Below are 12,879 nucleotides of genomic sequence, written 5' to 3'. Positions count from 1 at the left end.
TGGTGATGGGCAGCCATCGCGAAGCCGATCTGTCACTGAAGCGTGTGAAAACCATGCTGAACGACAAAGGCTACCAGGAAGTGATCACCTACAGCTTCGTTGATCCTAAGCTGCAACAGCTGATCCACCCAGGTCAGGAAGCCCTGATCCTGCCAAGCCCGATCTCCAGCGAGATGTCAGCGATGCGACTGTCCCTGTGGACGGGACTGCTGGGTACTATCGTTTATAACCAGAACCGTCAGCAGAACCGCGTGCGTATTTTCGAAAGCGGTTTGCGCTTTGTACCGGATACTCAGGCCAATTTAGGCATCCGTCAGGATCTCATGCTGGCTGGCGCCATCAGCGGTAACCGCTATGAAGAGCACTGGGACCTGGCAAAAGGGACGGTTGATTTCTACGATATGAAGGGCGATCTGGAAGCGATTCTCGATCTGACCGGTAAATTATCCGAAATTGAATTCCGCGCAGAAGCGATTCCAGCCCTGCATCCGGGCCAGAGTGCGGCGATCTATTTAGACGGCAAACGTGTTGGTTTTATTGGGGTTGTTCACCCGGAGCTGGAACGTAAGCTGGATCTGAATGGCCGTACCATCGTATTCGAGCTGGAGTGGAACCCGGTTGCAGACCGCGTCATTCCTCAGGCAAAGGACGTCTCACGCTTCCCGGCAAACCGCCGTGATATCGCGGTTGTGGTCGCTGAAAATGTGCCCGCAGCAGATATTTTGGCCGAATGTAAGAAAGTTGGCGTAAATCAGGTAGTTGGCGTAAACTTATTTGACGTGTACCGCGGCAAGGGCGTAGCAGAAGGTTTCAAGAGCCTCGCTATTAGCCTTATCCTTCAGGATACCAGCCGTACACTCGAAGAAGAGGAGATTGCCGCTACCGTCGCCAAATGTGTAGAGGCATTAAAAGAGCGATTCCAGGCATCATTGAGGGATTGAACCTATGGCGCTTACAAAAGCTGAAATGTCAGAATATCTGTTTGATAAGCTTGGGCTTAGCAAACGGGATGCCAAAGAGCTGGTAGAGCTGTTTTTCGAAGAGATCCGTCGTGCTCTGGAAAATGGTGAGCAGGTTAAACTCTCCGGCTTTGGCAATTTTGATTTGCGAGACAAAAACCAACGTCCGGGCCGTAACCCGAAGACGGGGGAAGATATTCCCATTACAGCCCGCCGCGTGGTGACCTTCAGACCCGGACAGAAGTTAAAAAGCCGTGTCGAAAACGCAACGCCCAAAGCAGAGTAATATGAACTAACTAAAAAGGCCGCTCACGCGGCCTTTTTTCTTTGCGCTATTTGCTAAACCCGCCGTAAAATCAATGATATCTCAACCGGATAACCTATCGTCTATGCTTGATCTTGCCCGTCTTCAGCACCGCTCCGATCTCCGCCGCCTGTGTCTGCTCGGGGTGCTGATGATTGTCGCCACCACCGTCAGCCTGTGTGCGGGCGATCGGTGGCTGGGACCGGAAAGCTGGTTTACGCCTGAGGGACAGCTCTTTGTCTGGCAGATCCGCCTGCCACGGACGCTGGCTGTGCTTTTAGTCGGCGCTGCGCTGGCGCTGTGCGGCACGATCATGCAGGCATTATTTGAAAACCCTCTGGCGGAACCCGGACTTCTCGGGGTGTCGAATGGCGCAGGCGTCGGGCTTATCGCCGCCGTGATGCTGGGGGGAGGCGAGCTCTCCGCCTGGGGGATTAGCCTCAGCGCTATCCTTGGCGCGCTGTTGATAACCCTTATCCTTCTGCGCTTTGCTCGTCGCCATTTATCCACCAGCCGGCTGCTGCTTGCCGGGGTAGCGTTGGGGATCATCTGTAGCGCGCTGATGACATGGGCCGTCTACTTCTCCACCTCTTTCGATCTGCGCCAGTTAATGTACTGGATGATGGGGGGATTTGGTGGCGTTGACTGGCGTCAGGGGTGGCTGATGGTGCTCCTGATCCCGGTCATCCTGTGGACGGCGTTCCAGGCGCAGCCGCTAAATATTCTCGCGCTGGGCGAAACGTCTGCTCGCCAGCTCGGGATGCCGATTGGCTTCTGGCGCAACGCGCTGGTTATCGCCATCGGCTGGATGGTGGGCGTAAGCGTGGCGCTGGCGGGGGCGATTGGCTTTATTGGGCTGGTGATCCCGCATATGCTGCGCCTGTACGGTATTACGGACCACCGAACCCTGCTTCCTGCCTCGGCGGTTGCCGGGGCGGCAACGCTGCTGATTGCCGATATCATCGCCCGGCTTGCGCTGACGGCCGCTGAGTTGCCGATAGGCGTGGTGACCGCAACGCTGGGCGCACCGGTCTTTATCTGGCTACTATTAAAAGCTGGACGTTAAAACACAACCTGTAAGTCAACCTGAGGGAATGCTATGCAGTCTGATATTCTGAATACCGAAGTGACTACCATTGACGGCGAGAAAACCACGCTGGAAGGCTACAAGGGCAAGGTACTGCTCATCGTGAACGTGGCATCGAAATGTGGCCTTACGCCGCAGTATGAACAGCTGGAAAACATTCATAAAGCCTGGGAAAAAGACGGCTTTACCGTACTCGGCTTCCCGTGCAACCAGTTCCTGGGCCAGGAGCCGGGCAGCGAAGAGGAGATTAAGACCTTTTGCAGCACAACCTATGGTGTGACGTTCCCGATGTTCAGCAAAATTGATGTGAACGGGGAAAATCGTCATCCGCTGTATGCCAAACTGGTGGCCGCGGCGCCGACCGCCGTTGCGCCTGAAGAGAGTGGTTTCTATGAGCGTATGGCGAGCAAAGGTCGCGCGCCGCTCTATCCGGACGATATTCTGTGGAACTTCGAAAAATTCCTGATTGGCCGTGACGGTCAGGTCGTGCAGCGTTTCTCGCCTGACATGACGCCTGAAGATCCTATCGTGATGGAATCAATCAAACTGGCGCTGGCGAAATAATGACGCTGCTGATGCAGCTCACAGGCGTTGCCGGGAAGGGACGTCTTGAGCCTGTTACCGCCGCAGTCAACGCAGGTGAAATCCTTCACCTGGTTGGGCCTAACGGCGCCGGAAAAAGCACGCTGCTGGCGCGCATGGCGGGGCTGACCCGCGGGGAAGGGGAGATTACCTTTCTCGGGCAATCGCTCGTCAACTGGCTACCCTCTACACTCGCCTCCCGTCGAAGCTATCTGGTTCAGCAGCAGGTTCCGCCCTTTGCAATGCCCGTCTGGCACTACCTGACGCTGCACCTGCCTGATAAAAATCAGGTAGCATTGCTCCATGACGTTGCTGCGGCGCTCGGGTTAGACGATAAGCTCACCCGACAGGCCAGCCAGCTTTCCGGTGGCGAATGGCAGCGCGTGCGTCTGGCCGCCGTCATCCTTCAGGTTCATCCGGTGGGAAATCCTCACGGGCGGTTGCTGCTGCTGGACGAGCCGATGAGCGGACTGGACGTTGCCCAGCAGGCAGCGCTGGATACTCTGCTCAGCGCGCTGTGTCGCAAGGGCATCGCCATTGTGATGAGCAGCCATGATTTAAACCATACGTTGCGCCACGCGCATCGGGTGTGGTTGCTGGCGCGTGGCAAACTGATTGCCAGCGGAACGCGCGACAGCGTGCTGACGGCCCCCAATCTTGCGAGTGCTTACCACATGTCGTTCCGGAGGCTGGATATTGAAGGCCACAAGATGCTCATTTCCACGACGCAGGAGTAACCTTTCTTGCACAGCCGCATAGATGCACGCTAAATTACCGAAAGAACAAAAAAAGCAGAGGATTCGTCTGAAATGCGATTCTGGTTTCTCCTTGTTGCGGCGCTATTTCTTGCAGGATGCAGCAGCCATCGTGCACCTCCGCCTAACCCACGGCTTTCCGATTCCATTACGGTCATTGCCAGCCTGAACGATCAGCTCAGCAACTGGCGCGGCACCCCTTATCGCTACGGCGGGATGAGCCGGGGCGGGGTGGATTGCTCGGGATTTGTGCTGATGACTTTCCGCGATAAATTTGACCTACAGCTTCCGCGTGAAACGCGTATGCAGGCGAAAATCGGCACTGAAATTGATAAAGACGAGCTCCTGCCCGGCGATCTGGTCTTTTTTAAAACAGGTTCCGGTGAAAGCGGCCTTCATGTCGGCATTTATGACACCGATAATCAGTTTATTCATGCCTCGACCAGCCGCGGCGTGATGCGCTCCTCTCTCGATAATGTTTACTGGCGTAAAAATTTCTGGCAGGCCAGGCGTATTTAACCGCTGCATAAAGATGCAGTGCGGAGGGCCTGGCGGTGGAAATAGACGTCAGGCTTTTCTTGCGGGTGGATTAAAGTAAAATTTTTGCCCACTTATTTTTGTCAGCATGTGCCTGTTTTATCTAAAACTGGCTATTATTCATTAACCAGGATAAGATTATTTTAGATTCAGGGAAAAATCTGAAAATTAATACGGAAAGAATGAAATTAATCTTATTAAAATCAAGACAGTGGAATTGTGCCTGCAATTGCTCCAGGATGTTCTCTCTCATCTTTAATGCAGGACAAGGGCGATGATTATTACGCTAGATAATGCTTACCAGTCTGAACTTTTACTCCTTCCGGCGCGTGATAGTGCAGGTTTGCTTAAAGGTTTAGAGATTTTGGTTAACTTTACTGGCGTGGGTACGGACGTACGAATCCCGACTGAACTGGTTATCCCTCATCTTTCTCATGAAGATGAATTAGTGCTGTTTCAGGAAAAACTGCAATTACTCGATACCTGTAAGCTATTTTTTATTCAGCATCAGTTAATTGCATGGATCAATATTACACCTGCAATTGTTGAGTTTTTATTAACTAATGAGAACGCTGTTTCAATCCTTGATCGTTATCCGTTTCTTGAGTTTACTGTTAATGAGAACTATCCAGGTTTAAATAACGGGAAAGACGATCTTACGCTTGCAAGAATGGCGATCCATTTCCCCTTAGTGCTGGCTAACTTTGGTGCAGGGGCTGCATCCCTTAAACCGGTTTATGATGGTCTGTTCAAACGGGTGATTCTGGATAAATACTTTATTCATCAGCGCGTCTCGGCGCTCTCTTTCGAGCCATTTATGCGCGCCATTCTCTGGCAGATCGCGCCGCATTGTCAGTCGGTCATGGTCTCGGGAATTGACGATCACGGCATCTTACAACGCGTGCTGCCCTTCAATTTTGGCGCAATGCAGGGAACCCTGTGGCCTGCCGTCCCGGCAGAACGCGTAACGACCCTCGTTCAGCAATAACCCCTTTCTTCGCCCGTGTTTACGTCAAGGGAAACCCTCTACACTTAAAGCAGGAGGACTTATGACCCTGTCTTTTACTGCTCACTGGCACGATGAATTACCCGGCTTTTACACCGCGCTTAAGCCCACGCCTTTACAGAACGCGCGTCTTATCTGGCATAACGATGCATTAGCGGATTCGCTTGGCATCCCTTCGACACTTTTTCAGCCAGAAAAGGGCGCCGGTGTCTGGGGCGGCGAAACGCTGCTTCCGGGCATGAAGCCTCTGGCTCAGGTCTACAGCGGACATCAGTTTGGCGTCTGGGCGGGACAGCTCGGCGATGGTCGCGGCATCCTGCTGGGTGAACAGGTTCTGCCGAATGGCGAAACGCTCGACTGGCACCTGAAAGGGGCAGGGTTAACACCGTACTCACGCATGGGGGATGGCCGCGCGGTGCTGCGTTCAACCATTCGTGAAAGTCTGGCTTCCGAGGCGATGCATGCCCTGGAGATCCCCACCTCACGCGCGCTGTCCATTGTCACCAGCGACACGCCGGTGGCCCGCGAGACGATAGAGCAGGGGGCGATGCTGATCCGCGTGGCGGAAAGCCATCTGCGTTTCGGCCATTTTGAACACTTCTACTATCGCCGCGAGCCGGATAAAGTCCGCCAGCTTGCCGATTACGCCCTTCGACGTCACTGGCCGCACCTGCAAAACGAACCGGACCGCTATGTTCTCTGGTTCCGTGATATTGTCGCGCGCACCGCCTCAATGATTGCCCGCTGGCAGGCCGTTGGCTTTGCCCACGGGGTGATGAATACCGACAACATGTCCCTGTTAGGGCTGACGTTTGACTACGGTCCGTACGGCTTCCTTGATGACTATCAACCGGGTTACATCTGTAACCATTCGGACTATCAGGGGCGTTACCGTTTCGACAACCAGCCTGCGGTGGGGCTGTGGAACCTTCAGCGGCTTGCGCAAAGCCTGTCGCCGTTTATCGACGTCGATGCCCTGAACGATGCGCTCGATACCTATCAGGAGGTTTTGCTGCGGGAATATGGTGTGTTAATGCGCAACAAGCTGGGGCTGATGACGCAGGAAAAAGGCGATAACGCGCTGCTAAATGGGCTGTTTGCCATCATGGCGCGTGAAGGCAGCGACTATACCCGAACCTTCCGTATGCTAAGCCAGACTGCGCAGCAGAGCGCCGCTTCACCGCTGCGTGACGAGTTCATCGATCGACAGGCGTTTGATGACTGGTTTGCCACTTACCGGGCGCGTTTACAGCAGGAACAGATTGATGACGATACCCGCCAGGCGCGGATGAAGGCGGTTAACCCGGCGATGGTGTTGCGCAACTGGCTGGCGCAGCGGGCTATTGAGCAGGCAGAGCAGGGGGATTATGCCGAGCTGCATCGGCTGCATATCGCCCTGCGCACGCCGTTTGCTGACCGGGAGGATGACTATGTCAGCCGCCCGCCGGACTGGGGCAAGCGACTGGAAGTGAGCTGCTCAAGCTAAGGGGTGAGAAAAACCTGCGGCGCGGCGTGCGCCGGATGTCTGCCGACGTGCACCTGCGCACCGTACCAGCGCGCCAGCGCGTCGGCCTGCAATACCGTCTCCGGTATGCCCTGAGAAACAATCCTGCCGTTGTGTAACAGCAGGATCCGGTCCGACCATAACGCGGCGAGATTAAGATCGTGCAGCACCACGCAGACGTGAAGATGACCCAGCCGGGTCAGCGATTTCAACAGGCGCAGCAGATGCTGCTGGTGGTAGAGATCCAGCGCTGAAGTGGGTTCGTCGAGAAACAGCCAGCCGCGCGGCGTTCCCTCACGCCACAGCTGCGCCAGCGCGCGGGCGAGCTGAACGCGCTGCTTCTCGCCGCCCGAGAGGGAATGATAACGTCTGCCAGCCAGCGGCAGGCAACCGGTCAGCTGCATCACCTCACGCACAATCGACGGTTCAGGTTGACGCGACCAGGGCGCACGCCCCATTCCAACGATCTCCTCCACCAGCCAGTCAAATCCAGGCTGAGTATGCTGACGCATCACTGCCCGATAGCGGGACAGCGTCTCCGGGTGCCATTCATCCAGCGCTTTCCCCGCCAGCGAACAGCCGCCGCTGTCGGGTTTCAGGTAGCCGGTCAGCAGTCGCAGCAGCGTGGATTTCCCCGCGCCGTTGGGACCGATCAATGTAACCAGCTCTCCCTGCGACAGTGACAGCGAAACGTTATCTGTCAGCGTGCGGCCAGACCGGGTAAAAGTCAGATTTTCAGCCGTATAACGTTCAGCCATGCTGTTCTCCACGACGAAAAATGAGCCATAAGAACCAGGGGGCGCCAAGGATGCTGGTGAGCAACCCGACCGGCATTTCTGCCGGGGCGACCAGAGTGCGGGCTACCGTATCCGCCACCAGCAGCAGAAAAGCGCCCGCGAGAACCGTGCCGGGGAGGGTTGCCCGGTGATCGGCGCCCAGCCACATGCGCATCAGGTGCGGCACCACAAGTCCGACAAAGCCAATCACGCCGCTGACGGCGACAGCCGCAGCGACCAGCAGAGCGCTGCATAACAGTAATATTCGCTGTACAAGGGCAACGTCCACGCCGAGATAATGCGCTTCCTCTTCACCCAGTTGCAGTAAATTTAACGCGCTGGCACAACGCCAGATCGCCAGAGCGGCAGGCACCATCAGCGAGATCACGGCGAGCAGCGTTGACCACTGCGCCTGACCGAGACTTCCCATTCCCCAGAGTGAAAGCTGACGCAACTGGGCGTCATTGCTGACCCACGAAAGCACACCCACTGCCGCACCGCACAGGGCATTGATGGCGATACCCACCAGCAACAGACGTGACAGAGAGGTGTCACGCTGCTTGCTGAGCAGGAAGATCACGCCTGTGGCTGCCAGCGCCCCAAAAAATGCCGCCAGCATCGGAGCATAAAGCATCACCAGCGCGGGCAGCGATAGCGGGAGCACCACCCACAGGGCGACGGCCAGCGCCGCACCGCTGCTGATCCCGAGCAGGCCCGGGTCGGCCAGCGGATTGCGGAACAGCCCCTGCATGACGCAGCCGGCGAGCGCCAGCGACCCGCCAATCACCAGCGCCAGCAGCACGCGGGGCAGACGGATGGTGAGCCAGATCTGGCGTAGCGTCTCATCGCTGCCGCTCCACAGCACGTTCACCGGCAGGCGTAACGCCCCAAAACCGGTAGCCATGAACGTCATGACGGTAAGCAACCCCGCCAGAAGCCATAACGATAACGTGATGCGCCGGGACATCAGGGCAGTTGCTCCGCTCTGGCACGCAGCTGTTGTATGGCTTTCGGCGTGCGGACGCTGAAGCCCAGCAGGGCCATGTCATCAATAGCCAGCACCTGCTTGCTTCGTCCCGCTGGCGTTTGCGCCAGACCGGGCAGTTTCCACAGATTTTGTTCGCCGCCCAGCGCGTTAAGGCCGTCCTGCGAAATCACCACCAGATCCGGCTGGCTGGCCATTACCCCCTCCTGGGAGAGCGGCTGATAGCGGGTAAAGCCCTGCATGGCGTTCTGCAACCCGGCGGCGCGTATTGCCGCATCCGCGCCGGTCTGTTGCCCGGCCGCCATTGCGGTCATTCCGCCGTGGCTGAGGATAAACAGCACCCGCTTGTTGAGCGGTGTTGAGGGCAGAGCCGCCAGCGCCTGACGCAGCGAGTTGCGCAGGGTTTCCCCTTGCACCTCATGATGCGTCGCCTGAGCTATCACTCGCACTTTTTCGTCAATCGTGCGCAGGTCAGGCGTGCCGGGAACGGTAACTACCCGGACGTGGCTCTGTTCAACCTGTTTCAGCGCCAGAGAGGGTTGCGCCTGGTCGCTTGCCAGCACCAGCGTCGGGCGTACGGACAGAATTCCCTCCGCATTCAGCTGGCGGAGATACCCCACGTCAGGCAGCGCGTTTGTCGCCTGCGGCCACTGGCTGGTACTGTCGCGCGCAACCAGAGAAGACTCCGCGCCGAGGGCGTAGACGATCTCCGTCACGTCGCCGCCGAGGGCGACAATTCTCTCCGGCGCGGCGACGGTGACCAGCGGCAGGGCGCAGAGCAGGGCAAACCAGTTTTTCATGCGGCCAGCCCTTCTGGCGTCAGAGCGTCAATCTGGCGGCGCCACTGGCTCTGCTCCGGCTCGCCTTCGGTACGCTGCCCATAGAGCTGGGCGATCTGAGTTCCATCCGCAGCAAACAGCTCCAGGCTGGTAACGTGTCCGTCTGCCGTGGGCTTACGCGTAACCCACGTCTCCGCGATAGTCTCCTCCAGCAGATGCAGGGTAAAGGTTGGGTTGAAGATGTTCAGCCAGCCCTTCATGGGCGTCAGTTTTTCCACCACACCGGTGAAGATCTGCACGCAACCGCGGTTGCCGACGAAGATCATGATTTCGTTTCCGTCCTGTTGCGCCCTCTCCAGCAGTTGTGCCAGCGCGCTGTTATCCACCTTACAGGCCAGATCGTCACTCACCAGACGAAACGCCTGCTGGCGGCTCAGGTTATGGCGCTTCAATAAGCTAAAGAATTGATGCACGTCGGTCATGGCGCGCCACTCTTTCTCCACCGAGCCTGCATCTGCACCGTCGGAATGCGCGGGGGCTTCGACAGCCTTCAGCGCCAGAGCGGGGTTATCGGCAATGATAAAACGGGTCAGGACGTCGCCCCAGGCGGCAACGTCGGTGTGATCCGTGGTGTAGACCTTCAGTAAAGCGTCGCCCTGATGATCGAAGAACTGAATGCTCTGACGTTCGCCGCGGGAGGTCGTTTCGCTAATGTGAAACGCGCTCGCCCACTGGTTGAGGAACAAACGCAGATCCAGCGCGCGCGGATTCAGCACCAGCCCGGCATGACCGCCGAGGTGCTGGTGAGTAAACGCTCCAACCTGTTCGTGAACGGCGTATTCGTTACGGCAGATGCATTTGGTTTCCCCCACGGACTCCAGCGCTGCCAGAATCTCGCGGATTTCACCGCGCAGCCGCCAGGCGTCGTGTCCAACGCGCGCAAATGCCAGCTCTGCTTCGCTGATGTGCATTAATCCGGCGATATCACGGGCGTACTTACCCGGATGTTCTTCTTTAAGCTCAAGCCAGCGTGTGTAGTGACCCATAATCTTATCCTTCTGAATCGTTGCCCCGAAGGGAATTACCATTGATAACTGACGAAGATCTTGCCGTTGCGGCCATCCTGCGGGATGCCCTGCGGTGACCAGTAGGCTTTGTCGAAGGCGTTCCCCAGCACGAGGGTGGTGGTGACGCCTTTGAACTGCTGCTGGCCTTTATAGCTGACGTAGAAATCATTTACTGCGTAGCCAGGCTGCTCGCTGTAGCTGCTGCTGATGTGCGTTGAACGTTCGACGAAGGTGCCGATCCAGCCCACGGAGAAGCCGCTTTGCGCCACCGGGATATCCAGCTTGCTGGTGACGGTGTCCGGGTTGATGCTGGAGATATATTCACCCGTGTCGGTATCTTTCCCGCGCGTGCGGTTGTAGGCCACGTCGAGGTTGAACAGGCTGGTCGAGTAGGTCGCCATCATGTCCCAGCCCCAGATTTTGGCATTTGGTACGTTATAGGACATGGTGGTGGCCGCCGCAAAATCGACGGTGGTAGAGATGTAATCTTTTGCTTTGGTGTCGAAGTAGCTGGCTTTGAACTCCAGCGCGTCGTTGGCGAGTAGCAGATCGTCAAAACGCAGCCCAAAACCGAACTCCTGGGTTTCGTTGGTCTCCGGACGCAGGTTCGGGTTCGGCACCCAGTAGTTAGTGTAGAAGCTGCCGATAGAGAAGTGCTTTGAGTCGTTATACATCTCGCCCATCGTTGGCGCGCGGAAGGCCTGGGCGTAAGAGCCGAACAGCATCAGCCAGTCGGTTGGACTCACGGTTAACCCGGCGCGTGATGACCATTTATCCGCATCCACGTCGTCGTAACCGTCGCTGCTGCCGCGGTAGTTGTCGTAACGCGTCCCGCCGAGAAGCGTTACCGGCAGGTCGCGCAGGGTGATCTCATCCTGCAACCAGCCGGAGCTAAAGTCGATCTTCGCGTCCGGGAAGCCGGTGGTCGCGCCGCCAGGGTGTTGCTCCTGACGATAGTATTCCCCGCCGTAGGTCAGCAGGTGCGAGGCAAAAGAGTCGCTGAACAGGCGGGTGCGGTTTTCCACTTTGCCGCCTTTGGTGGTCTGCTTACGGAACTCGCCGCTGGCGTCGATGTTCTGGGCGTTGATCCGCGCTTCGGACCAGTAAATTTTCGCATCGGCGTTCAGCCAGTCGTTTCCGGCTGGCGCAATGCGGTAGCCAAGCTGGGCATCGCGCTGAATGGTGGAACGATCGGTCATCGGGTTACTGCTGCTGGCATCCGTGGTCTGCGGATTTTTCGGCTCCTGCGCGTCGTTGTTGTAGTAGCGCAGGGAGCCGCTCAGCGTCTGAGCCGGATCAATTTTCCAGCTGCCTTTCGCCAGCATATTGTTGATGGATTCGTCGTTTGGCGCCCTCGCGCCGTCACTCTGGCGAATGTCGCCGCGATCGCGACTGGACCAGGAGATCACACCGTCCAGGGTATCGGTGCGGCCATAGGCGCTGGCGCCCATCCCGATGCTGTGATCGCCTGTTGCACCGGTAGCAAATACGCGATAGCCGCTATTTTTACCTGCGTCCAGCAGATCGCTGGCGTCGACGGTGTCATATGAAATTACGCCGCCCAGCGCGCCGCTGCCGTACAGCAAGGCGGAAGGGCCACGTACCACTTCGATACGTTTGATCAGCGCCGGATCGAGGAACGTGCTGTTCAGGTGTCCGGTATCGGTGCCCTGGCGTACGCCATCCACCAGCACCAGCACGCCACGTCGGTCGTAACCGCGCAGGTTAACGTCCTGACCGTTGGTGCGCCCGGTGCCGTCCAGCGTCAGGCCGGGCACCTTGCGCAGCAGGTCGGCGGCGGAGCTGGCGGTCTGGTTTTCCGGCGCGGTGGCGTCAATCACGCTTACCATCATGGGGGCTTCGAAGGCGCTGCGGGCGTTGCCGGTGGCGGTAACGGTGATATCGTCTGTGGCGGCAAACGCAACGCCCGGCAGGGTGCTGACAATTGCCAGCGCCAGAAGAGACGGGCGTAAAGACGCGGATTGCAGGTGTGGCATAGCAACTCTCCATAAGGATTGAAAAGCGCTGGCTGCCTGGGGATCACCTGGGTGGCTGGCGAATGTGTTGTCTGGATTATTTAGTCAGGATCAGTTTTCCGGCATTGGTCTGGCGCAGCAGGTAGTGCTGGCCGTCATGCTCGATAATGACCCGTCCCTCCTTACCCAACAGGCTTTTGCTGTCGATTCGGCGATCTGTGGGAGCAGGGGACGGCGCTGTGTGTGTTTTTACTGGCGTTGCCGCGCTGTTATCGGTCGGTGACATAATGTTTATAAATAACAATCAATGTAACAATGATAATCATTATCAATAAACTGCAAATTCACGGCAAGCGTTTTTATGAAAATTGTGTGAGGGGATCAAATTTGGGGGAGAGGTGCGGTCTGATGCCCTCACCCCGACCCTCTCCCATGGGGCTGAGGGATCCCCAGTAATTTTTTTATGCAGAAGCAATAAAGTTGCTTTCTAAATGACTGAGGGCTGTCAGCGATGCCCTGGTCCGGCTGTAAATCGCTGAGGCGTTTCCTGCAGGCCGGGGCG

At 57.2% G+C, this 12,879-nt stretch carries 14 protein-coding genes; 8 read left to right on the top strand and 6 right to left on the bottom strand.

Annotation, left to right across the window (positions count from 1 at the left end; translation table 11 throughout):
- From HP459_RS15665 to selO, 8 genes are all read left to right on the top strand, one after another.
- Positions 1 to 941: phenylalanine--tRNA ligase subunit beta (locus tag HP459_RS15665; protein WP_171936450.1), on the top strand; the 941-nt coding region annotated here is incomplete at its 5' end.
- 4 nt (positions 942 to 945) lie between these two features.
- Positions 946 to 1,245 (top strand): integration host factor subunit alpha, encoded by a 300-nt coding sequence (gene ihfA / locus HP459_RS15660; RefSeq protein ID WP_003857805.1) that lies wholly within the window; start codon positions 946 to 948, stop codon positions 1,243 to 1,245.
- 103 nt (positions 1,246 to 1,348) lie between these two features.
- A complete protein-coding gene (gene btuC, locus HP459_RS15655; RefSeq protein WP_046618265.1) occupies positions 1,349 to 2,329 on the top strand; it encodes a vitamin B12 ABC transporter permease BtuC in 981 nt (326 codons plus the stop codon).
- Between the two features lie 33 nt (positions 2,330 to 2,362).
- Positions 2,363 to 2,914 carry a glutathione peroxidase gene (locus HP459_RS15650; protein ID WP_022650905.1) on the top strand — a complete coding sequence of 184 codons (552 nt, stop codon included), beginning with the start codon at positions 2,363 to 2,365 and terminating at the stop codon, positions 2,912 to 2,914.
- Positions 2,914 to 3,669 carry a vitamin B12 ABC transporter ATP-binding protein BtuD gene (gene btuD, locus HP459_RS15645; protein WP_046618262.1) on the top strand — a complete coding sequence of 252 codons (756 nt, stop codon included), beginning with the start codon at positions 2,914 to 2,916 and terminating at the stop codon, positions 3,667 to 3,669. The genes HP459_RS15650 and btuD overlap by 1 nt, the downstream gene beginning before the upstream one ends.
- Positions 3,670 to 3,741: 72 nt before the next feature.
- The gene (locus HP459_RS15640; protein WP_015570730.1) at positions 3,742 to 4,206 is read left to right on the top strand and encodes an NlpC/P60 family protein; all 465 of its coding nucleotides are present in this window, start codon (positions 3,742 to 3,744) and stop codon (positions 4,204 to 4,206) included.
- 292 nt (positions 4,207 to 4,498) lie between these two features.
- Positions 4,499 to 5,212, top strand: coding sequence for an EAL domain-containing protein (locus HP459_RS15635; protein WP_171936449.1), 714 nt, complete (start codon positions 4,499 to 4,501; stop codon positions 5,210 to 5,212).
- 61 nt (positions 5,213 to 5,273) lie between these two features.
- Entirely contained in the window at positions 5,274 to 6,716 is a 1,443-nt protein-coding gene (selO, locus tag HP459_RS15630; protein ID WP_171936448.1) for a protein adenylyltransferase SelO, read from the top strand.
- On the opposite strand, the gene HP459_RS15625 is transcribed toward selO, so the two are convergent.
- The 6 genes from HP459_RS15625 to hemP form a co-directional block, all read right to left on the bottom strand.
- Entirely contained in the window at positions 6,713 to 7,492 is a 780-nt protein-coding gene (locus tag HP459_RS15625) for a heme ABC transporter ATP-binding protein (RefSeq protein WP_171936447.1), read from the bottom strand. The genes selO and HP459_RS15625 overlap by 4 nt on opposite strands.
- Entirely contained in the window at positions 7,485 to 8,477 is a 993-nt protein-coding gene (locus HP459_RS15620) for an iron ABC transporter permease (protein WP_023299913.1), read from the bottom strand. The genes HP459_RS15625 and HP459_RS15620 overlap by 8 nt, the downstream gene beginning before the upstream one ends.
- Positions 8,477 to 9,295 (bottom strand): hemin ABC transporter substrate-binding protein, encoded by an 819-nt coding sequence (locus tag HP459_RS15615; RefSeq protein WP_022647847.1) that lies wholly within the window; start codon positions 9,293 to 9,295, stop codon positions 8,477 to 8,479. Before HP459_RS15615 ends, HP459_RS15620 begins: the two co-directional genes overlap by 1 nt.
- Positions 9,292 to 10,320 (bottom strand): hematinate-forming heme oxygenase ChuS, encoded by a 1,029-nt coding sequence (gene chuS, locus HP459_RS15610; protein WP_038417025.1) that lies wholly within the window; start codon positions 10,318 to 10,320, stop codon positions 9,292 to 9,294. The genes HP459_RS15615 and chuS overlap by 4 nt, the downstream gene beginning before the upstream one ends.
- A 35-nt stretch (positions 10,321 to 10,355) precedes the next feature.
- On the bottom strand, positions 10,356 to 12,338 hold the full coding sequence (locus HP459_RS15605; protein ID WP_171936446.1) for a TonB-dependent hemoglobin/transferrin/lactoferrin family receptor: 1,983 nt from the start codon (positions 12,336 to 12,338) through the stop codon (positions 10,356 to 10,358).
- Between the two features lie 76 nt (positions 12,339 to 12,414).
- The gene (gene hemP, locus HP459_RS15600; RefSeq protein WP_171936445.1) at positions 12,415 to 12,603 is read right to left on the bottom strand and encodes a hemin uptake protein HemP; all 189 of its coding nucleotides are present in this window, start codon (positions 12,601 to 12,603) and stop codon (positions 12,415 to 12,417) included.
- Positions 12,604 to 12,879: the final 276 nt, after the last annotated feature.

It is taken from the genome of Enterobacter sp. CM29, from assembly GCF_013179605.1.
GTDB lineage: Bacteria > Pseudomonadota > Gammaproteobacteria > Enterobacterales > Enterobacteriaceae > Enterobacter > Enterobacter intestinihominis.
Note: the sequence above shows the minus strand (reverse complement) of the source record. Positions and strands in the feature narration are given on the sequence as shown.

Coding starts and splice junctions, on each gene's coding strand:
- ihfA (WP_003857805.1), top strand. CDS start 946: ATGGCGCTTACAAAAGCTGAAATGTCAGAATATCTGTTTGATAAGCTT.
- btuC (WP_046618265.1), top strand. CDS start 1,349: ATGCTTGATCTTGCCCGTCTTCAGCACCGCTCCGATCTCCGCCGCCTG.
- HP459_RS15650 (WP_022650905.1), top strand. CDS start 2,363: ATGCAGTCTGATATTCTGAATACCGAAGTGACTACCATTGACGGCGAG.
- btuD (WP_046618262.1), top strand. CDS start 2,914: ATGACGCTGCTGATGCAGCTCACAGGCGTTGCCGGGAAGGGACGTCTT.
- HP459_RS15640 (WP_015570730.1), top strand. CDS start 3,742: ATGCGATTCTGGTTTCTCCTTGTTGCGGCGCTATTTCTTGCAGGATGC.
- HP459_RS15635 (WP_171936449.1), top strand. CDS start 4,499: ATGATTATTACGCTAGATAATGCTTACCAGTCTGAACTTTTACTCCTT.
- selO (WP_171936448.1), top strand. CDS start 5,274: ATGACCCTGTCTTTTACTGCTCACTGGCACGATGAATTACCCGGCTTT.
- HP459_RS15625 (WP_171936447.1), bottom strand. CDS start 7,492: ATGGCTGAACGTTATACGGCTGAAAATCTGACTTTTACCCGGTCTGGC.
- HP459_RS15620 (WP_023299913.1), bottom strand. CDS start 8,477: ATGTCCCGGCGCATCACGTTATCGTTATGGCTTCTGGCGGGGTTGCTT.
- HP459_RS15615 (WP_022647847.1), bottom strand. CDS start 9,295: ATGAAAAACTGGTTTGCCCTGCTCTGCGCCCTGCCGCTGGTCACCGTC.
- chuS (WP_038417025.1), bottom strand. CDS start 10,320: ATGGGTCACTACACACGCTGGCTTGAGCTTAAAGAAGAACATCCGGGT.
- HP459_RS15605 (WP_171936446.1), bottom strand. CDS start 12,338: ATGCCACACCTGCAATCCGCGTCTTTACGCCCGTCTCTTCTGGCGCTG.
- hemP (WP_171936445.1), bottom strand. CDS start 12,603: ATGTCACCGACCGATAACAGCGCGGCAACGCCAGTAAAAACACACACA.